18 protein-coding genes and 3 tRNA genes are annotated in these 20,742 nt (G+C 58.4%); 13 read left to right on the top strand and 8 right to left on the bottom strand.

All coding sequences use genetic code 11. The features are described 5' to 3' along the window. The first annotated feature begins 123 nt into the window (after positions 1–123). From J2W49_RS01150 to J2W49_RS01105, 10 genes are all read left to right on the top strand, one after another. Entirely contained in the window at positions 124–1,362 is a 1,239-nt protein-coding gene (locus J2W49_RS01150) for an SAF domain-containing protein (RefSeq protein ID WP_310310657.1), read from the top strand. A 302-nt stretch (positions 1,363–1,664) separates the two neighbouring features. Next, positions 1,665–2,651 (top strand): glycosyltransferase family 2 protein, encoded by a 987-nt coding sequence (locus J2W49_RS01145; RefSeq protein WP_310310654.1) that lies wholly within the window; start codon positions 1,665–1,667, stop codon positions 2,649–2,651. A gap of 7 nt (positions 2,652–2,658) precedes the next feature. Then, entirely contained in the window at positions 2,659–3,738 is a 1,080-nt protein-coding gene (locus J2W49_RS01140; RefSeq protein ID WP_310310651.1) for an acyltransferase family protein, read from the top strand. After that, complete coding sequence (locus J2W49_RS01135; protein ID WP_310310649.1) at positions 3,735–4,670, top strand: UDP-glucose 4-epimerase family protein; 936 nt, start codon at positions 3,735–3,737, stop codon at positions 4,668–4,670. The genes J2W49_RS01140 and J2W49_RS01135 overlap by 4 nt, the downstream gene beginning before the upstream one ends. Beyond that, complete coding sequence (locus tag J2W49_RS01130) at positions 4,667–5,227, top strand: sugar transferase (protein ID WP_310310646.1); 561 nt, start codon at positions 4,667–4,669, stop codon at positions 5,225–5,227. Before J2W49_RS01135 ends, J2W49_RS01130 begins: the two co-directional genes overlap by 4 nt. A 42-nt stretch (positions 5,228–5,269) precedes the next feature. Next, the gene (locus J2W49_RS01125; protein ID WP_310310642.1) at positions 5,270–6,265 is read left to right on the top strand and encodes a glycosyltransferase family 2 protein; all 996 of its coding nucleotides are present in this window, start codon (positions 5,270–5,272) and stop codon (positions 6,263–6,265) included. A gap of 70 nt (positions 6,266–6,335) precedes the next feature. After that, on the top strand, positions 6,336–6,737 hold the full coding sequence (locus tag J2W49_RS01120; protein WP_310310639.1) for a GtrA family protein: 402 nt from the start codon (positions 6,336–6,338) through the stop codon (positions 6,735–6,737). Beyond that, entirely contained in the window at positions 6,734–7,423 is a 690-nt protein-coding gene (locus J2W49_RS01115) for a class I SAM-dependent methyltransferase (RefSeq protein WP_310310637.1), read from the top strand. The genes J2W49_RS01120 and J2W49_RS01115 overlap by 4 nt, the downstream gene beginning before the upstream one ends. A gap of 36 nt (positions 7,424–7,459) precedes the next feature. Beyond that, positions 7,460–9,016, top strand: a complete 1,557-nt coding sequence (locus J2W49_RS01110) for a hypothetical protein (RefSeq protein WP_310310634.1) — start codon at positions 7,460–7,462, stop codon at positions 9,014–9,016. Between the two features lie 128 nt (positions 9,017–9,144). Then, positions 9,145–11,061: a polysaccharide biosynthesis protein gene (locus J2W49_RS01105; protein WP_310310632.1), complete on the top strand. Its 1,917-nt coding sequence runs from the start codon at positions 9,145–9,147 to the stop codon at positions 11,059–11,061. Positions 11,062–11,148: 87 nt separating this feature from the next. Here J2W49_RS01105 and J2W49_RS01100 read toward each other — a convergent pair whose 3' ends face one another. The 4 genes from J2W49_RS01100 to J2W49_RS01085 all read right to left on the bottom strand — a co-directional run bounded on the left by J2W49_RS01100 (position 11,149) and on the right by J2W49_RS01085 (position 15,602). Next, positions 11,149–12,408, bottom strand: a complete 1,260-nt coding sequence (locus tag J2W49_RS01100) for an O-antigen ligase family protein (RefSeq protein WP_310310629.1) — start codon at positions 12,406–12,408, stop codon at positions 11,149–11,151. A gap of 115 nt (positions 12,409–12,523) precedes the next feature. Then, the gene (locus J2W49_RS01095) at positions 12,524–13,318 is read right to left on the bottom strand and encodes a glycosyltransferase family 2 protein (RefSeq protein ID WP_310310627.1); all 795 of its coding nucleotides are present in this window, start codon (positions 13,316–13,318) and stop codon (positions 12,524–12,526) included. Continuing rightward, positions 13,311–14,207: a glycosyltransferase family 2 protein gene (locus J2W49_RS01090; protein WP_310310624.1), complete on the bottom strand. Its 897-nt coding sequence runs from the start codon at positions 14,205–14,207 to the stop codon at positions 13,311–13,313. Before J2W49_RS01090 ends, J2W49_RS01095 begins: the two co-directional genes overlap by 8 nt. A 12-nt stretch (positions 14,208–14,219) precedes the next feature. Next, a complete protein-coding gene (locus tag J2W49_RS01085) occupies positions 14,220–15,602 on the bottom strand; it encodes a phosphomannomutase/phosphoglucomutase (RefSeq protein ID WP_310310621.1) in 1,383 nt (460 codons plus the stop codon). 132 nt (positions 15,603–15,734) lie between these two features. Between J2W49_RS01085 and J2W49_RS01080 the strand changes: the two genes are divergently transcribed. From J2W49_RS01080 to J2W49_RS01070, 3 genes are read left to right on the top strand one after another with little or no spacing between them, the layout of a single operon-like run. Beyond that, positions 15,735–17,261 (top strand): DNA-3-methyladenine glycosylase 2 family protein, encoded by a 1,527-nt coding sequence (locus J2W49_RS01080; RefSeq protein WP_310310619.1) that lies wholly within the window; start codon positions 15,735–15,737, stop codon positions 17,259–17,261. Between the two features lie 11 nt (positions 17,262–17,272). Continuing rightward, positions 17,273–17,776: a methylated-DNA--[protein]-cysteine S-methyltransferase gene (locus J2W49_RS01075; protein ID WP_310310617.1), complete on the top strand. Its 504-nt coding sequence runs from the start codon at positions 17,273–17,275 to the stop codon at positions 17,774–17,776. Between the two features lie 32 nt (positions 17,777–17,808). Further along, positions 17,809–18,741, top strand: a complete 933-nt coding sequence (locus J2W49_RS01070) for a DMT family transporter (RefSeq protein WP_310310616.1) — start codon at positions 17,809–17,811, stop codon at positions 18,739–18,741. Between the two features lie 128 nt (positions 18,742–18,869). On the opposite strand, the gene J2W49_RS01065 is transcribed toward J2W49_RS01070, so the two are convergent. From J2W49_RS01065 to gltX, 4 genes are all read right to left on the bottom strand, one after another. Further along, positions 18,870–18,946: transfer RNA gene (locus tag J2W49_RS01065), tRNA-Asp, on the bottom strand. Positions 18,947–19,016: 70 nt separating this feature from the next. Beyond that, positions 19,017–19,092, bottom strand: a tRNA-Glu gene (locus J2W49_RS01060). A 115-nt stretch (positions 19,093–19,207) separates the two neighbouring features. Then, positions 19,208–19,283 (bottom strand) — tRNA-Ala (locus J2W49_RS01055). Between the two features lie 75 nt (positions 19,284–19,358). Next, a complete protein-coding gene (gene gltX / locus J2W49_RS01050; protein ID WP_310310615.1) occupies positions 19,359–20,741 on the bottom strand; it encodes a glutamate--tRNA ligase in 1,383 nt (460 codons plus the stop codon). Between the last annotated feature and the right edge of the window lies 1 nt (position 20,742).

Genomic DNA, 20,742 nt, shown 5'->3' with positions numbered 1-20,742 from the left:
AAGCTTCCCCCTCGACCAGGAAATATTGCGCTGTGCAAGTTGATGAAATCAACAGCGCCTGCTGCCTGCAGTCCAATTCACGACTGCCGATCTTCCGACAAATCCCGTGAAATGAGACGTGACATGCACTCCCCCATTCCCGAAACATCAGCTTCAGCGAAACAGGATCTGATGAGGTCGCTGTCAAGACCATTTCCTCCTTATTTCGAGAAAACCGGAGCCCATCAAAAGCAATACCGAATCGGCTTGATCGGTACTGGATTCATTGCCAGTGGATTCTCTCGAATGCTGCAAAGGCACGGTCGCGACCTGAAACTCACATCGGTTCTCACCCGCCGCGCACGGGACGAAAAGAATAATTTCCCGTTTCCGGAGCAATTAACACATTCGATTGCCGAAATCATTGACAACTCCGACATCATTATTGAATGCAGCGGCGATGTGCTGCACGCCACCGATGTCATTCATCAGGCCATGCTTGCTGGCAAGCCGGTGATCACAATGAATTCAGAATTTCATGTGACCACTGGTTCATATTTCGCACGGATGGGCATGGTCACAGAGGCTGAAGGTGATCAGCCGGGTTGCTTGGCCGCCCTCCGTGAAGAAGCGGAAATGATGGGCTTCAAGCCAGTCGTCTATGGCAATATGAAGGGATTTCTCAACCATACCCCCTTGCCGGAAGAAATGAGCTATTGGTCCTCCAAGCAAGGCATCAGCATCGAACAGACCACATCCTTTACCGACGGCACGAAGATCCAGATTGAACAGGCATTCGTTGCCAATGCTTTCGGCGCCACCATCACCAAACAAGGACTCGAAGGTCTGCCGGCAACGGACGTTGACAAAACCGCGATTGAATTGGCACAGAAGGCAGCAGCAGCTGGATCAGCAATATCCGATTACATTCTGGCACCCGGCAAGGCGCCTGGTGTCTTTGTGGTGTGTACCCATGTGGAGGAGGAAGCACCTGCACTCAATTATCTGAAGCTGGGTGGCGGGCCGTATTACGTATTGATGAAGAACTACCACCTCTGCCAATACGAAATACTGAAAACAGTCAGGCGCGTCATCAACGGCGGAGGCGTACTATTGAACAACTCTGAAAGCCCGACGATTTCGGTGGTTGGCATCGCAAAAGCGGACCTGCCTGTCGGCACCAAAATCACGCGCGCCATTGGTGGGTTCCAGGTACGCGGAGAAGCAGCGCGCATACAGGATGTCCCGCGACATGTCCCGATTGGATTGATTCAAAATGCAGTTGTGACCCGCCCCATTCATGCGGGCCAGATTATCGAGTTCGATGACCTTGATCTGCCTGAAACCATGGCCTTGGACATCGCTCGTGCTCTCTACTCATGACATCTCATATCAAAGCCGCACTTTCATGAGGTGCTCGGCAAGAGTGGCTGCGCGGTGCTCCATGCACGGCCCCCCGTCCCATCGGCCCTAGCCTGATCGATAAACAATCAGGAAGTGCCGGACAGCAGTGCAAGTGCCCTAGTATGTGGATGCTTGGGGGGCACACTGCAGCGACGCACACCTGCGTTCTCTAGCAAGACACCGCCCCGTTGATGCCTCAGCATCCCACCCGTGGATGCCATGCAGGCGTCACCTACAATCGCGCGGGCTGCCCAGACTGTGGCGGAAGACAGGAGTTTTTCTTGAAATTGATTATTCAGATTCCATGCTTCAACGAAGCTGGGACCTTGGCCATCGCGCTCTCCGCCCTTCCACGGCGTGTGCAAGGCTTCGACAAAGTCGAATGGCTCGTCATTGACGACGGAAGCACGGACGACACCGTCAAGGTCGCGTTGGAAAACGGCGTGGATCACGTGGTTCGGCATACACGCAACCAGGGTCTGGCCCGGGGTTTCATGAATGGTTTGCAGGCCTGCCTGGAGCAAGGTGCAGACGTGATTGTCAACACCGATGCGGATAACCAATACAACGCCGACGACATTCCTCTTCTCACCCAACCGATTCTGGATGGCAAAGCAGACATCGTCGTGGGCGCACGCCCGATTCAGGCCATTGAGCATTTCAGCCCGGTCAAGAAGTTGCTGCAAAAACTGGGCAGTTGGGTGGTGCGGGTCGCGAGCAAAACCAACATCCCCGATGCGCCCAGCGGGTTCCGCTCGATCAGCAGATCCGCCGCCAGACGGCTGGTGGTATTCAGCGACTACACATACACGCTGGAAACCATCATTCAGGCCGGTCAAAAGAACATGGCCATCACCTCGGTAGCGATCCGAGTCAACGGCGATCTGCGGCCGTCGCGCCTGGTCAAGAGCATGTCGTCGTACATCCGGCGCAGCATCGTCACCATCATCCGCGTTTTCGTCATCTACAGGCCCTTCCGCTTCTTCGGCACGATCGGCCTTGCCCTTTTTGGGGCAGGCTTCCTGATTGGGCTCCGGTTTCTCTACAAATGGCTGACCAGTGAATACGGTTACGCGGGCCACATCCAATCGCTGATCCTGTCCAGTTCGTTGATGATCATCGGTTTTCACACGATACTGGTCGCGTTCGTGGCCGACCTTCTGTCCGCGAACCGCAAGTTGCTCGAAGAGATCCGTGCGCTGAGTCTTGAGAACCGTGACAAGGACCACCCCCAGCAAATGAAAGAACGTGCTTCGGAGCGAACCTGACTTGTCCATGGACAAATCCACCCAGCTACCTCTCGGCAGCGGCCGTGCCCAGTGGATTGATTCAGCCAAGGGACTGGGCATTCTTCTGATCGTGATCGGGCATGTGTATTCGACCATCACGCCTTCGATCCTGTACGTCTACATCTACGCTTTCCACGTCCCGCTGTTCTTCTTCATTTCGGGAGTCACGCTCCGGCCAGGGGCAGGTCCGTTTGCCTCCGTGGTGGCAAAAAAGGTGCGTACGCTGATCGTGCCTTACCTCTGGTATTCCATGCTGGGATACATGTTCTACGCGGCTGGCTACTTCCTGGCCCAACATCGTGGCATTCACATCCAGCAGTTCGACTACGGGCTGTGGCCGCCTCTTGCCGGCATCTTCTACGGGACCATCGGCGACGGGCGATTGATCAACGGACCACTCTGGTTTGTGATGGCGCTGTTCTGGACCTTCCTGCTTGGCTACAGCATCAACACTTACATCCGCCAGAAAATTTGGCAGTGGGTAGCTGTTGCCGTGTTCTCGGGCATCGGGCTTTGGTTGGCAGGACGAGTTGCTCTCCCTTTCAGCGGGATCCCCGCCCTGAGTGCGCTGGTTTTCTTTCAGGCTGGCTACAGCATCCGTTTTGACGATTGGTCTCGATCCTTGGGCAGCCGTGGACACTGGTTGCTGCTGAGCGTCTTGCTCTTGATCAGCGCCTTCAGCCCAGTCAATGGCTTCATCCAGTTTGGTGAAGGACTGGTTGGCAATCCGTGGTGGTTCATGCTGTTTGCATTCAGCGGCCTGTTGTCGGTGATGGTGATCCTGCGACGGTTCGATGGCCATACTGGCTGGCTCGCTGCCATTGGCCGCTACAGCTTGTCCATCATGCTGATCCACATGCTGCTGATCAAGGCGGTGAAGGTTGTGCTGGCCATGGTGCTGCAAACCAGCATGGATGCAATTGACAACGATATCGGACTGGGGCTGGTCGTACTGGGCCTGACGGTCGTCATGCTGATCCCCGCCGTGCATGTGATGGAACGCTATCTGCCGTTCACGCTGGGCAAGTCCTCAGCGCTGCCACGCTCACAGCTGGCCCGATCATGATCGGGGTCACAGGTGCCAATGGCTTTGTGGGGCACGCCCTCGTCGCTCACCTGAGGAGCCACGGGCACCAAGTCAGGGAATTGGTCAGGAAGGCGGATAGCGCCAACCGCGACCAGATGTCCGTCGGAGACATCGGCGCAGAGACAGATTGGACTCAAGCCCTGGAGAACGTCGACTGCATTGTGCATTGTGCGGCCCGCGTTCATGTGATGCGAGAGTCGACCTCCAACCCCTTGGATGCGTTCCGTCAAGTGAATGTCGAGGGAACGCGCAGACTGGCACGACAGGCTGCCCAGTCCGGCGTGCGGCGATTGGTGTTTCTCAGCACCGTCAAAGTCCATGGCGAATCAACCTCACCAGGGCGTCCATGGAACGCCAATGACGAGGCCAGGCCACAAGATGCCTACAGCCGCTCTAAATGGGAAGCAGAACAATCGCTGTGGAATGAAGCTGCCGGTTCAGGCCTGGAGGTGGTGGTGGTACGTCCGCCATTGGTGTATGGCCCGGGCGTGCGTGCAAACATGGAACGGCTGCGGCGGTGGGTGGCGCAAGGCTTGCCCATTCCCCTGGGCAGCGTGGACAACCGTCGCTCACTCGTGGCCCTGGACAATCTGGTGGACCTGCTCGCCCGCTGCATTGAACACGCCGATGCGCCTGGGCATAGCTTTCTGGTGTCCGATGGCCAAGACCTCTCAACCCCTGAACTTGTATGTGCCATGGCCAGCGCCATGGGGCGTCCCGCACGCCTGCTGCCGGTCCCGCCAGCATGCCTGCGACTGGCAGGGTGGTTGACAGCCCGATCAGCAGAGGTGGAGCGTCTCGTGGGCTCCCTCGTCGTGGACCCAGGCCCAACCCACACCACGCTGGGTTGGCAACCGCCTGTCACGGTCACGCAGGGTTTGAACCGATGGCTCGGGGAGCCCCGTCCGTGAAGCGACTCTTCGACCTCGTCCTCGCAAGCATTGCCGCTTGCCTGCTTGCCCTGCCGATCGCCGTGCTGGCAATACTGGTACGTGTTACCTCGCCTGGACCAGCGCTGTACTGGAGCAACCGGGTGGGTAGGCACAACCAGATCTTCAGCATGCCCAAATTTCGCAGCATGCGAGTCGATACACCAGCCGTGGCCACCCATCTCCTCAAGGATCCTAAAAACCACCTGACGCCAATAGGTTCCTTTCTACGCAAGAGCAGTTTGGATGAATTGCCGCAACTCTGGAGCATCATCAAAGGCGACATGAGTTTTGTCGGGCCGCGCCCGGCGCTGTTCAATCAGGATGACCTCATTGCATTGCGAACCGAATGCGGCGTGCACCAACTGGTACCGGGGTTGACTGGTTGGGCCCAAGTAAACGGGCGCGACGAGTTACCGATTCCAGAAAAGGTCAAACTGGATGAAGAGTATCTCAGGAATCATTCATTGTCCTTCGACTTGAAAATTCTGCTGCTTACTTTCGCACGCGTGCTGCGGAGCAAGGGCGTTACGCATTGATTCTCGAATGCACGCCAGGCGATCAAACCAAGGTACTTCAACATGTCAATCGCACATCAAGAAGAACAAAGCCAACTCACAAAGGAGCCGCCTTTTACCTTCATGGCACCCAGGTTGGTTGTGGTGCTGCCGGCGTACAACGAGGCCTCGACCATTGCAGAAAGCATTGAAGGCTTTCATCGGGCACTCCCCGATGCAGCCATCTGGGTTATCGACAATCGCTGCAGCGACAACACGAAGTCAATCGCACTCCAGACCTTGAGCAACCTGAATTGCCAAGGAGGTGTACTGAGTGAGAGACGCCCGGGTAAAGGCAATGCATTGCGCCGCGCCTTTATGGACCTCGAAGCCGACATTTACCTGGTCAGTGATGCAGACTGCACCTACCCACCTGAAGCGGCAAAGGAGCTTATTGCACCGGTTCTGGCTGGCTCCGCAGATATGGTCGTCGGCGATCGCCACAGTGCAGGCCATTACGCGGCAGAGAACAAGCGCCCACTGCATGGCTTTGGAAACCGGCTGGTAAGGGATCTGGTGAATGGCTTGTTCCGCACCAGACTCTCGGACGTGATGAGTGGCTACCGAGTGCTCAATCGACGGTTCGTCAAAAGCTATCCCATTCTCGTCGAAGGCTTCGAAATCGAAACCGACATGACTTTGCACGCGCTCGACAAGCGGTTTCGCATTGTCGAAATCCCGGTCAACTACCACGATCGACCAGCAGGAAGTGTCTCCAAGCTCAGCACCGTCAAAGATGGCATGCGTGTCCTGAAAACGATCGGCAACATCATGCGGCACTATCGGCCACTGGCATTTTTCGGCACTGCGGCCTTTCTGTTCGGCCTGCTCGGACTCCTGGCCGGTTGGCCCGTGCTTTCGGAATGGATTGCCACGCACAACATTGACCGTGTACCACTGGCCATACTGGCGACAGGACTTGAGATTGTGGCGGTGCTGCTGCTGGGCATAGGCCTCATTCTGGATTCCATGGTTCATCAGAACAAGCTGCAGTTCGAACTTGATCTGCTGAATCAATAACCGTGGTATCCGTTCCTCCTTGATCGCAAAGCCCTAACGACTGCGCCGGAAACCAGATGGTGCCCTTCCGATGACCCAAAGCTTCCGCAGGCTCCAGCGCTTTGCACTTGTTGGCGCAGCAGGCTTTTTCGTGGATGCAGGCATTCTCACCTGGCTCATGGGTGCAGGATGGAGCATTTTGTTGGCCAGGCTCGTGTCCTTTTCCATGGCCGTGACAGCCACCTGGCTGCTGAATCGAAGCTGGACTTTCCAAGACTCGAGCGTGGTTGTTGTCGGGCGACAGTACGCGCTCTACACGGCCATACAGGTCCTGGGTGCGTTGATCAACCTGAGCATCTTCACTTTGCTGATCACCCTTTACGTGCCGTTTCGCGATTGGCCATGGATACCGCTTGGAGCGGCCGCATTTTTCGCACTCGCGTTCAACTATGTGGCCACACACCGCCTCATTTTCAAGAACACTGAATCATGAGCGAGATTGAATATTCAGGTCGGGACAATCTCGACATCATGGCATGCGCACACAACTACAACGGCTACCTCATGAGCCTTGTCTTTCAGCGTTTCAGCAAGCATGGCGCACTCGTGGATTTTGGCGCAGGCAATGGCACCTTTGCCGCCCCCGCTGTCGCAGCGGGATACGATGTGCTCTGTATTGAAACAGACCCGGTGCTTGGCAAGATCCTTGAAGACAAGCAGCTCAAGGTGCAGCGGGATCTGGAGTCAGTGGCAGACAACAGTCTGACCGGAATCTACTCTTTCAATGTGCTTGAACATATTGAAGACGACGATGCCGTATTGAGCCTTTGGCATCGAAAATTGACACCGGGAGGCAAGCTGCTGATATATGTGCCAGCGTTTCCCTCGCTCTACAGCAGCATGGATCGAAAGGTCGGGCATCATCGTCGCTATCGAAAGTCCGGACTCCGCGCCCAACTGTTGAATGCAGGTTTCACAGTTGACAATATCAAGTATGCGGACAGCCTCGGCTTCTTCGCAACCATTGTTTACCGGCTACACAACAATGGTGAGGGCAACATCAATCCCCGCAGCCTGCAATTGTACGACAAATGGATTTTTCCACTAAGCCTTCGACTTGACAAGGTGCTGCATTTCTTTCTCGGAAAAAATGTCTATGCGTTTGCATCAAAGACCTAATTGACTCAAAACATTTGCCCCCAGGAAAAGCAACCTATGAACGCATCAGCATTTTTTTTTGTTGCGAATAGATTCTGGTGGGCAATCATGCTGATTGTCTGCCTGGCGCTGACAGCCCTGTCTGCACGGCAGATATCCACCAACAACATCAAAGGCGATGCGCTACAAAACCTGGACATCTCCCTAAACCTCTATCATCACAAAAGTTTTGCCAGATCCAATGGAAAGAAAATTCATCTCACCAATTTTCGCGAACCGTTCCCTACCCTGGTAACTTCAACCTACTTCGCACTATCCGGGAAAGACTCAAGCTATCTCACCATTTCAAATCTACGCACTGGCGATCCCGCAAAATTTGTAAAACTTCATAATCTGGGCTGGGTATTCCTGGGACTGATTGCCTCCTGGTTATTATTGAATGAAGTCACCAAAACCCGATTAGGCGGAGGATTTGCGGCTGCAGCCTGCTATCTGCTGTTTTTCAACAATATCTACATCGTCAACTCCCTGTACACCGAGTTGGCTACGGGTGTTTTGCTGCTGTGGGTTTCCTGGCTAATGGTAAGAGCCACTCAAACACTTCGATTGAGCTACTTTCTGATCTCAGGCATTGTTATGGGTTTGTTGTGCCTGACCAAGAGCGCCTTCCTCTACGTGGCGCCAATGATCATCCTTACCATCGTATTCTGGCCCAAAGCCATGATCAATGGAGATCAAAAAAAGCGCTTTTATGAAAGAGCAGTTCGGGCGCTATTCATGACTTGCGGCACGTTGATCATTGTCGCACCATGGGTGGTCCGAAATCACATGTTATTTGACACGGCCCAGATCACATCCGGACGGAGTGGCTGGGTACTTTACAAGCGCGCCTTACTCAACCAAATGACAGAAGAAGAGTTTCGCGGGGGATTTGCCGTTTTTGGACCTGACCTCTATCGGCATCTGGTGAAAGACACTTTCTTATCTGTAGAACCCGAAGACATGACTTCCAAGCATGGACGTTTCAGGAGGTTGTATGCCGGCCCATCAGAATTCTCTCAAGAGGACTTACGTGCCCAGACCTTCGGCGAACCCGAAAATGCCATCAGCTTCTATAGAAAGACCTCGGCAACATTTATCAAGCTTTCCAATAAGATGAAAAAACAAGGTCTGCCACACCCGGAATTGTTGGCGGACAAGATGATGCAGGCTGAAGCGAAGGACATGATCCTGAGTGACCCGATGCGCCACTTGGTGATGGGCAGCCTTATGTTCTGGCGTGGATTCTGGAACCTCTCCAGCAATATTGACATACCGCTACTTAACAGCGTGAAATACAAGACCTATGCAATAAATGTGATTAATGCCGCCTTGGGGGTTTCGTTAATTGTCATATTTTTATCCAATTTTCTGAAAAGAAATGCTGCTGGGCTATCACTGACAATCGCTCCAATCCTAATGATGGTTTTCTACACGTCTGTGTCTCAAAATCTACCCAGATTTTTTGCACCCACGATTCCCATCATGATCGTTTCGACCTTGATGATTACGCAATGCATTTTATTGAAGCTGAAAGCCAAGATGCGAATGTTTAAGGACGCAGATTCAGGCTGAATATTCTGGCTGCATCTTTTCTCCAGAAACAATATATGTGACCAGAAGTCACTTGTTCGCGTTATCATTGAGGCCCACGTGGTTTTATTCAAATGTTCTTAAGCCGTTTTGCCTTGCCCATACTGGGCATGCCTCGCTTGGCAAAGCGCATGGTGGTTTTGGCGGTCGATGCCACGCTATGCGTTCTCACTGTCTGGTTGGCCTACTACCTTCGTCTGGGCGAGTGGGTCAAAATGTCTGGCGACCCCTACTGGCAACCCGTCTGGGCGGTCGCGGCGGCGCTTGCCATCGCATTACCGCTGTTCGTGGTGAACGGGTTTTATCGAGCCATATTCCGCTACTCTGGCCTCTCTGCCATGGTCACGGTGATCAAGGCCATCAGCATCTATGCCTTGATCTATGCAGCACTCATCACTGCAATAGGCATTCCCGGCGTGCCTCGCACGATCGGTTTGATCCAACCCATGCTCCTGCTGCTTGGGGTTGGCACATCACGCGCGCTCGCCGGCTTCTGGCTTGGTGGTCTTTACAAGAACCAGCTCAAGATGGCCGCACTGCCGCGTGTGTTGATCTACGGCGCGGGCAACGCCGGGCGCCAGTTGGCGGCTGCCATGAGCAACAGCCATGAAATGCGCGTGGTCGGCTTCATGGACGACGACGACCGCTTGCATGGCCATGTGCTCAATGGTCTGTCCATCTACAGTCCGACGGATCTCCCCAGTCTGGTCAACACCTTGCAGGTGAGCACGGTGCTGCTGGCCATGCCTTCTGCCAGCCGCCATCGCCGCAATGAAATCATTGAAGAGATGCGTCCGGTCCATGTGATGGTGCGCACCCTGCCCAGCGTGAGCGAACTGGCACAGGGCAAGGTAAACATCTCTGACCTGCGCGAACTGGACATTGACGACCTGCTGGGTCGAGAACCGGTCAGCCCCAACCACATTCTGCTGGGCAAGAACATCACCGGCAAGGTGGTGCTGGTCACCGGCGCAGGCGGCTCCATCGGCAGCGAACTGTGCCGCCAGATCCTCAAGGTGGAACCCGCGTCGCTCCTGCTGATCGACCAGAGCGAATTCGCACTCTACGAGGTGCATCAAGAGCTCAGCGCGCGGTTACCCGAGTCGGAAGCCCGTCTGGTTCCGTTGCTCGCTTCGGTGCGGGACGAAGAGCGCATGCGCGAGATCATGTCGGCCTGGAAGCCGGACACGGTGTACCACGCCGCGGCCTACAAGCATGTACCGCTGGTGGAACACAACCCGCTGGAAGGCATCAGGAACAACGCCATCGGGACCATCACCGTGGCACAGGTGGCAGCCGAAATGGGTGTGGCCGATTTCGTGCTGATCAGCACCGACAAGGCCGTGCGCCCCACCAACATCATGGGCGCCAGCAAACGGCTGGCAGAAATGGCCCTGCAGGCCCTGGCCGACAAAGGCGCCCGGACCCGCTTCTCCATGGTCCGTTTCGGCAATGTGCTGGGATCGTCCGGTTCGGTGGTGCCGAAGTTCCGCCAGCAGGTGCGCGACGGTGGCCCCATCACACTGACCCACCCGGACATCACCCGCTACTTCATGACCATCCCCGAAGCCGCCCAGCTGGTGATCCAGGCTGGCGCCATGGCCAAAGGGGGGGACGTGTTCGTGCTGGACATGGGGGAGCCTGTGAAGATCATGGACCTTGCCACGCGCATGATCGAACTCTCTGGTCTAACGCTCAAGGACGACGAACACCCGGAAGGCGACATCGCGATCCAGATCACCGGTCTGCGTCCTGGCGAAAAGCTGTTCGAAGAACTGCTCATCGGCGACAACCCCAAGCCCACGTCGCACCCCCTGATCATGAAAGCCCACGAAGAATTCATTCCGTGGGATGCCCTGCAATTGCAGCTCAAGACGTTCAAGGCGGCGCTCGATGACAACGATGTGGGGCGCATGAAGGCCATGCTGGCACAACTGGTGGCAGGCTATGCCTCCAACAGCGACATCGTCGACTGGGTTTTCCTGGAACAGGAAGCTGACGCCACGCCATTGAAGCAAGCCGTCTGAACCCAGCACAAGGAGGACGTCTTCCTCCCCGCCATTCGCGGTGGCAGGTGCTCAACTCAGAGGTTCAGGATATGAGAGGCGGTGCCCTCAGTCTGAGGTTGCCTTTTCCTGTTCAACCGACCGCAAGGCCGACGCCATCAGGAGCGCGGTAAACAGGATGAAGAAGTGACTTTCTGTGGACAGCCAGAACGAGCTGTGCGTCATGTTGGATACCAGCATCACGGCCACGAAAGCCAGCATCAGTGCCCGGTGCGCTGGCGGATGTCGAAATGCCTGTCGCACGATCGCCCACAGGAACCAGGCAAAAACCAGCAAGCCCAGCAAGCCCAGTTCAAACAGGAAAAACAGGAACTGGTTGTGCGGGTGAGGGCATATGGTGGCGCACATGGCCGGGTTCTCGAAATGGGCGGTGGCCAGCACGGGATACGAACCGGTTCCTGCACCCAGCAAGGGGCGCTCGCGAATCTGCTGAACCGCGAAGTACCACACTTGCACACGGGCTCCCACGGACGTGACATTGGAGGGGCTGCTGCTCTTGGCCTCTTCCCAGGCCTGCAGGGTGCGCTGCTGGAACTGACTGGACAACGCCAATGCAAGGACCAGCCCAAGCAAGCCAGCGCCCAGCACAGCGCCCAGCAGACGCGGTCGGCACGCCAGTGCCACCACAAAAAACACAAGCACCGACAGCACCAGACTCAGGTAGCCGGTTCGCCCCACGGACAGAAAGAGCACACTGGCTGCGGCCAGAACCGCCACACTGGTCCAAAGCACTCGGCCCACCGCGGAGGCCGATTTGGTGGCCCAAAACAAGGTGGCACACGTGAAGAAGGCCATCATGATCCCTTGCGAGATGTGGTCCTTGAACACTGTGTGATCGACGCCGAATCCTTGATTCTGGGTGCTCGACCAGGGCAAGTCGAACCACACATTCAGCCAGGTCGATACGAGCGTAAAAAGCATTGCAACGGCAAATGCCTGCCAGCAGCGTTTGCGCACTTCAGCGTCTGCAAGAAGCATCAGGAAAATGGGCAGCAAAACGAGTTTGAAATACTTTCGAAGGTAGTCTTGGTACTCGCTCCAGTCGGCCGGAGACCACAGAGTCGCCACGACCATGACCAGCACCAGACCCATCGCTGGCCACACCACCGGATTGCGCAGCGTCCGCACCAGATCCGCTCTGGCTTGTGCATCGCTCAGGCGCACGCCAGCCAGAAGCACGGCCAACGCCAGCGTCGTGTTGGCCAATGCCACCGACATCGGGAATGCAAAGTACACAAGAACCAGGCAATAGGCGGAGGCGATCGTCAACAAGGCACGCGGGCGCGTGTCTGGGGAACCTGAATTCATTGCTCAAAATCCGTTCAATGTCTAATTCGGCCGGGCGCCCGGCGCCGTGCCTGCATGGGATCCGTTCGGGATGCCTCTCGATCACTCAGCGTCTACCCGGCAAGCCCATACCTCATTACCGTTTGACCACTGCGTTGGCCCCTTGAGGTGGGTCGTATTCCAGGATGGCGTATCGAAAGAAGCACTCCAGCGCCACCAAAAGGCAAAAGAGGAACCCCTGGGGGCCACACATGAAGCCGCGTCTGAACACATAAAAGCGCACGAAATTGGAGATCGCAGAACCCAATCCCCTCAAGACGCCCCCCTTCTTCCCCGCCTGCTCCCTGCGCCGGGCGCCCAGCTGGGAGTACTGGGCGAGCTTGAGCAGGCTCTCGTAGACCGTGTCTCGCGAAAAATGCAGCAGACGCCCCTTGAACACCCGTGCGGGAACGGTCTCGTCTTTCAATTGCGCGTACTCATGGACCACGCCCTTGAATTCCAGAATGTTGTCGGTGCGGAACAAACGTTTGACACCCCCTGCGGTTTTCGCCATGCGGCTGAGCGCCTTGCCGAACGCCACCTGGTCCCAGTACACCTTCCACGCCGCGTTGTCGCCCGAAGCCACTGCCCGCTGAATCTCACGCTTCAGCTCGTCGGTGATTACCTCGTCGGCATCAAGAAAAAAGAAATACTCGCATTTGACGAGTGGCAACATGCGGTTGCGCTGAACCGCAAAGCCTTGCCAATCCGGGAACAGATGCACGTCCGCACCCATGCGAGCAGCAATGTCGCGCGTCGCGTCCGTGCTGCCGCTGTCGATCACGATGATCTGATCTGCGAAGCTGGCGCTCTCGATACATCGGGCAATGCGGCGCTCCTCATTGAGCGTCAAAATGCCCACACACAGCCGGTTTGCAGGGGACTCAATCATCGAATTTCCAACTCCTCAAGCCCATCCAGCGGCCCAGCATTCTGGCCACCAGACGGGGAACAAACGCCAGTGTGCGAATCGGCAGCGCAACGCTGGTGGTGAACAATAAGATGCGCCTCAGCCGCAAGGCTTCCTCCACCGACCTGTGTTTGGCCGTGAAGATCAGCTTCGACTGAGCGTGATGGAAGCCGCGACCGAACTCGCTTCGCAATGGCCGGCTTCCTCGGGTGGAACTGCGGGAGCGGTGGATGGCTTTGACCTCCGGCACCAGCACCATGGGCAAGCCCGCCCGGAACAGGCGAAGGCAAAGGTCATCGTCCTCGTAGTAGAGAAAAAAGCGCTCGTCAAAGAACCCGATCTGCTGAAAACGCGCCATTCGCAGAAGCATGGCAGCGCCACACACAAAGCCCACACAGGCCAAACCGGTGGCGGCGGGTCCTTGGGAGTGCCACACCGTCTTGGGCCACCGGTAGTTGACCTCCTGCTTGCCCGTCGGACTGGCGAGTTGCGGAGCCAACACCGCGGCATCGACCATGTCGTGCGCCGTCGTCAGCAACGTGCGAAGGCCTTCGACTGAGAGCTCGCAGTCCGGATTCAGCAGCAGGGCAAAGGGTGTCTGCACCAACGCCAGCGCGCGATTGTTGGCCGCGCCAAAGCCCAGGTTGCGCTCATGCTCAAGCACGCGGGCGCTGGGCCATTGCCGGTTCGCGAGGGCCGGCGTTCCATCGGTGCTGGCGTTGTCGGACACGATCACGTGAGGGCATGATCCCAGCAGGCCGTCGAGCAGCGGGATGCAGTGCGCACTTTCATGGGTGACCACCACCACCGTGACATCCGCCAGGGTGCTGAGCGCCCCTTCAGGAGCCGCCGGCAACGGTTCAAGGACCACCTTGCCGGTGCCTCAGTGTGCGTTGGCGCCCACGACCGCGTCTGGCTTGGCCGCCTTCAGCAGGCTCAGCATGGCCGATTCAATACGGTGCAGGGCCTCAGGGGTATGACCCTCGAAACGCAACACCAGGACCGGCGTGGTGTTGGAAGCACGTATCAAGCCAAAGCCATCCGGCCAGTCCACGCGAACGCCGTCGATGGTGGACACCTTGGCGGGTGCATCAAAGCGGGCCATTGCCACCAGTTTCTCCACGACCGCATGGGGTTCACCCTCGGCACAAGCCACGTTGAGCTCAGGTGTGCTGTGGCTGGTGGGCAGCGCGTTGAGCACCGCATTCGCGTCTGGGCTCCGGCTCAGAATTTCCAGCAAGCGGGCGCCAGCATAGGTGCCGTCATCGAACCCGAACCAGCGTTCCTTGAAAAAGATATGACCACTCATCTCGCCACCCAGGGGGCTGTCAAGCTCCTTCATGCGAGCCTTGATCAGGGAATGCCCGGTCTTGTAGATATGCGCCACGCCGCCGGCCGCCTCAATGGCCGGGGCCAAGCGCTGCGAACACTTCACGTCAAAGACGATGTCGCCGCCCGGCACGCGGGACAGCACATCCTGGGCAAACAGGATCATCTGACGGTCGGGGTAGATGTTGTTGCCTTCCTTGGTGACGATGCCGAGCCGGTCGCCGTCGCCGTCGAAAGCCAGCCCCAGCTCCGCATCGGTCTCACGCAGAACACGCATCACGTCCTGCAGGTTCTCAGGCTTGCTGGGATCGGGGTGGTGGTTCGGGAAATTGCCATCCACTTCGCTGAACAGCTCGATCACCTCGCAGCCCAGCGCACGGAACAGCGCGGGCGCCGACGCCCCGGCCACGCCGTTGCCACAATCCACCACGACTTTCATCGGCCGCGCAAGCTTGATGTCGCCCACAATGCGGTCGCGATAAGCCGCCCCCACATTGATCAACCGCACCTTCCCGCCCTCAGCGAGCTGGCCCGCATCGGTCTCCATGCATCGGCGAAGTGCCTGAATGGCTTCACCGTAAATGGCCCTGCCTGCCAGTACCATCTTGAAGCCGTTGTAGTCCTTCGGGTTATGACTGCCTGTCACCTGGATACCGCTGCTGCACAAAGTGCTGGCAGCAAAGTACAACATGGGGGTGGTGGCCAGGCCGATGTCGATCACGTCGATACCGGCAGCGACCAGACCCCGGATCAGGGCGGCGGACAAGGCGGGTCCGCTGATGCGCCCGTCCCGCCCCACGGCCACCGTGTGCTCGCCCAGGCGACGGGCCTCGGTGCCAAATGCCAGTCCCAGGGCCTCCGCCACCGACTCGTCCACGGTGGAAGGCACGATGCCGCGAATGTCGTAGGCTTTGAAGATGGACGGTGCAACTTGCATGTGCTGAACTCCCGATGCTGTGGTAACCCGCCATTGTAGGTGGGTCGCCTTACAGGACCGCCCTTGCAGCAAGCCTGTTCATGCGTCCGGAAACGGCCAGCCGGTGGGCGGCAAAGACCGTACCATGGCCACATGCAAACCCCTTCCCCCACCCAACACGAAGCCCGCTACAGAGCGCTTTGCTCGAAAGATGCACGGTTCGACGGTGGCTTCTTTGTGGGCGTGACATCCACCGGCATCTACTGCCGGCCGGTTTGCCGGGTGCGCACCCCCAGGCAGGAAAACTGTCGCTTCTTTGATCTCGCTGCACAGGCAGAAAAGGCGGGCTTTCGCCCTTGCCTGCGATGCCGCCCGGAGCTCGCGCCGCGACACAGGCACTGGACCACAACGGACGCTACACAAATACTTGCACATCAGGCCACACTGTTGCTCGATGACCCGGGGACCTGGCTGGAACCGGCGGCGGAACGCACACGGATCGCTGCCGTGGCCGCACGCCTGGGCGTGAGCGATCGCCACCTGCGCCGCATTTTTGACATGCACCTGGGCGTCTCTCCCCTGCAATACCTGCAAACCTGCCGCCTACTGGCGGCCAAGCAGTTGCTGACCGACACGCGACTGCCGGTCAGCGATGTGGCGCTGGCCAGCGGCTTCTCCAGTTTGCGCCGGTTCAACGCGGCGTTTGCCGACCACTACCGCATCAACCCGACCCAAATGCGCCGAGATCCCGTAACGTCCACAGCCTCGGTGGGAAGTGGTGAAAGCATTCGCCTTTCGTGGCGCCCCCCGCTGGACGTGGGCAGCATGATGAAGTTCTTTGAGGAGCGCCAGTTGGGCGGCGTCGAACGCTTCTGTTCAGCGCCCAAGCCGAGCTTCAAGCGAACCGTTCGCCTGTCAGTGGCAGGACACACGCACACCGGCTGGATTTCAGGGGTATGGGCACCCGAAAAAAATCTGCTGCTGCTTCAAGTGAGCGACGGCTTGCTCAAGGTGCTGCCCAGCGTCATCCGGCGTGTGCGCACCCTGTTCGATCTCGATGCAGACCCGACCCCCATCAACGCCGCCCTGCAAAACGACTTTCCTGCCGGGAACGGTTTGCGCGTGCCGGGTTGTTTTGACGGATTTGAACTGGCCGTGCGAGCCGTGATGGGTCAGCAGGTCACGGTAGCGGCTGCCCGCACATTGACGGCCCGGCTGATCCAGCAATGGGGCGACCCCATCGTCACACCCGACCCTGCCATTGATCGGCTATTCCCTTTGCCCCAGACGCTGGCCCAAGCGGACGAGGACCTGCTGGGCAGAATGGGCATCGTGCGCCAGAGGCAGGTCGCACTGAAAGCGCTCGCCCATGCCGTGCTCGCAGGCCACATCGACTTGAACCCGTCCCGCGTCGCGCCGGACACCCTGCAAACGCTGCAAGGCTTGCCAGGTATCGGGCCATGGACCGCACAGTACATCGCCATGAGGGCGCTGAGATGGCCAGACGCATGGCCGGAAGGCGATGTGGCACTGGTGAAGGCCCTTGAACTGGAAAACCCCCGATCCCAGGCGGCACGCCGCGCCGCCGGGCAAATGGCTGAACGCTGGCGCCCCTGGCGCAGCTATGCGGTGATCCGCGCCTGGGCCGGCACCTACCGAGCCGCCCAGCCCACAACCTAAGGTCTGATGTCATGACAATTCTGGCGAAACACACCGTTCCATCACCCTTGGGACCGATTCTGCTCGCGGCCAGCCCCGGAGGCCTGCGCGGCGCCTGGTTCAACGAACAAGCCCACGGGCCAGCGGCCTCGCTGGTGGCCCAATGGCAGTCACAGCCCGAGCACCCCGCGCTGCTGGCTGCGGCCAATCAGCTGAACGACTACTTTCTGGGAGAGCGTCAGTCGTTCGACCTGCCACTGGACTTGACCGCCGGGACGCCTTTTCAGATTGCTGCGTGGACAACCCTGCTGCAAATCGCATGGGGAAACACCATCAGCTACAGTGAGCTCGCCCAGCGGATGGGCAAACCTGCTGCGGTGAGGGCCGCCGGCACAGCGATCGGTCGCAATCCACTGAGCATCTTCGTGCCTTGTCACCGCGTGATCGGCACCAATGGGTCTCTCACGGGCTATGCTGGCGGACTGCATCGCAAACAGGCGTTGCTGCGGTTGGAGCAGCGCGACGCCCTGCCTTGATCTGGCTTGATTCCACACCGGACACTTGAACCATGCCCCCCCTTCTCATTGCCGAGTTCTTCCTGCTTGCTGCCTTGTGGGGCGCCTCGTTTCTGTTCATGCGCATGGGCGCCGCAGAATTCGGCCCTTTGCCGACGGCTGGATTGCGCGTGGGTCTAGCGTCCCTGTTTCTGTTGCCTGCATTCCTCGTCAAAGGTGTGTGGGCAGACTTCCGCCAAAGGGCCGGGCTGATCCTGTTTGTCGGCTTGCTGAACTCGGCGCTTCCGTTTGCACTTTTTTCGTTCGCGGTGCTGCACATCACCACCGGCCTGACTTCCATCCTGAACGCCACCGTGCCGCTCTCCGGTGCCCTGGTCGCCTGGATCTGGCTGCGTGAGCGACCAAGCGGTTCCCGGTTGCTGGGGCTGATGCTTGGCTTTGCCGGCGTCTGCTTGCTGGTGCTCGGCAAGTCCGGCTTTGATGCGTCCGGTCGGCCGGCGGCGGACAACACAACCGTCACCCTGCTCGCCATGGGCGCCGCGCTGCTCGCCACCCTGTGCTATGGCATGGCGGCCAGCTTCACCAAACGCCACCTGAACGGCGCGCACCCGCTGGCCACTGCCACCGGCAGCCAGATTGGCGCCTCGCTGGGGCTGGCGCTGCCCACCGTCCTGTTCTGGCCCACACAATCCGTCAGCAGCAGTGCATGGACAGCCATTCTGGCCGTGGCGCTGCTGTGCACCGCACTGGCCTATGTGCTGTTCTTCCGGATCATTGCCCAGGCAGGCCCCAGCAAAGCCTTGACCGTGACTTTCCTGGTCCCCGTGTTTGCCTTGCTGTACGGGGCGATCTTTCTCGCTGAGACTGTCACGCTCTGGATGGTGATCTGTGGCGCAGTGATCTTGTGCGGCACGCTGCTGGCCACCGGTCTGCTCCGGTTGCGCTGGCTGGAGGGCACACTGGCCGCGCCACTGAAGGATCGTTAGATCCGGGCGATGCATCTAGAGCGCTCACGCAGGGGGGTTGCTGTGGCAGCCACCACGGTCTGCCGTCAGAGCATCCAAAACAAAAAAGCCGTTGAAAATCGTGGATTTTCAACGGCTCATTGCTTTGATGGCGGAGTGGACGGGGCTCGAACCCGCGACCCCCGGCGTGACAGGCCGGTATTCTAACCAACTGAACTACCACTCCTGGTAGATGACATTCGTTCTTTCGAACCAAGCGCCAACCACTTGTGCCTGAGTTGCCTTGCGGCAAATTCTGGCGACCCTACGGGGATTCGAACCCCGGTACTCACCGTGAAAGGGTGATGTCCTAGGCCTCTAGACGATAGGGTCAAAACCTTGGGACTAACCGAAACGCGACATTCTCAACCGCGTTTTTGCGAGCCCTGCATTGTAGCATCTGAAGAACTGTGTTCTTCTTTTGAAACACCGCAGAACCCTGAACTTTTGGTGGAGGTAAGCGGGATCGAACCGCTGACCTCTTGCATGCCATGCAAGCGCTCTCCCAGCTGAGCTATACCCCCACAGGGTTTGTCAATTCACCCCCGGCATCTCACTGCCCGGTGCAAATCAGCAAGCCTCAAATTATAGGACATTTTTCAGCTGTTTTGCAGACGTTCCAAAACAGTTTGCCGCTGATACAGTTCAAGCACCGCATCCAGGGACGGGGTCTGCGCCGTTCCCATGACCAGCACCCGCACCGGCATGGCCAGCTGCGGCATCTTGATGCCATGGGCCGCAGTGGTCTCCTTGATCGCCACCGAGATACCTGCCTTGGTCCACTCGCATTCGGCCAGCTTGGCAGCCAAAGTAGCCAGCGCGGGCTTGATCGCCTCGGTGATGTGCTGCGCGCGCTCCTCGTCTGATGGCATGACCTTGTCGTAGAACGCGCTGGCCCATATGGCCAACGCCACCGTGGTGTCACAGCGATCCTTGAAGAGGCCACAGATACGGGCAAGGCGTTCATCCGCACGCACACCCCGCTTCATCAACTGATCCGCCACGATGGGCGCCAGCGCTGCGTCGTCCATCGCCTTGAGGTGCTGGGCATTGACCCAGCGCAGCTTGGCTTCATCGAACTGTGCGGCGCTGCGACCCAGATGATCGAGGTCGAACCACGCCAGAAACTGGGCACGGTTGAAGATTTCGTCGTCGCCATGGCTCCAGCCCAGGCGTGCCAGGTAGTTCACCATGGCGTCGGGCAGGTAGCCTTCGTCGCGGTACTGCGTGACCGGCTTGGCGCCGTTGCGCTTGCTCATCTTCTCGCCCTGCTCGTTAAGCACGGTAGGCAGGTGAGCGTAGACGGGTGGCTCTTTGCCGAGCGCGTGGAAGATGTTGATCTGGCGCGGCGTGTTGTTCACGTGGTCGTCGCCACGGATCACGTGCGTGATGGCCATGTCGATGTCATCGACGACCACGCAGAAGTTGTAGGTAGGCGTGCCGTCGGGTCGGGCGATCACCAAGTCGTCGAGTTCGTCATTGCTGATCTCGATACGGCCCTTGACCTTGTCGTCCCAGGCCACCACGCCGCCCTGCGGGTTCTTGAAGCGCAGCACGGGTTTCACGCCCTCGGGCACTGGGGGCAATGCCTTGCCGGGCTCCGGCCGCCAGGTGCCGTCGTAGCGTGGTTTTTCCTTGGCCGCCATCTGGCGTTCGCGCAACGCATCGAGTTCGGCCACGCTCATGTAGCAGGGATACACCAGGCCGGCGGTCACCATGTCGGCCAGCACGGTCTTGTACCGGTCCATGCGCTGCATTTGGTAGAACGGCCCTTCGTCGTGATCGAGACCGAGCCACTTCATGCCTTCGATGATCACGTCAACGGCAGCCTGAGACGACCGCTCGAGGTCGGTGTCTTCAATGCGCAGAATGAAGGCGCCGCCGGTGGAGCGCGCGAACGCCCATGGATACAGGGCTGAGCGGATGTTGCCGAGGTGAATGAACCCCGTGGGAGATGGTGCGAAGCGGGTGCGGACGGTCATG

The organism is Hydrogenophaga palleronii (assembly GCF_031457455.1).
Classification (GTDB): Bacteria; Pseudomonadota; Gammaproteobacteria; order Burkholderiales; family Burkholderiaceae_C; genus Hydrogenophaga; species Hydrogenophaga palleronii_A.
Note: the sequence above shows the minus strand (reverse complement) of the source record. Positions and strands in the feature narration are given on the sequence as shown.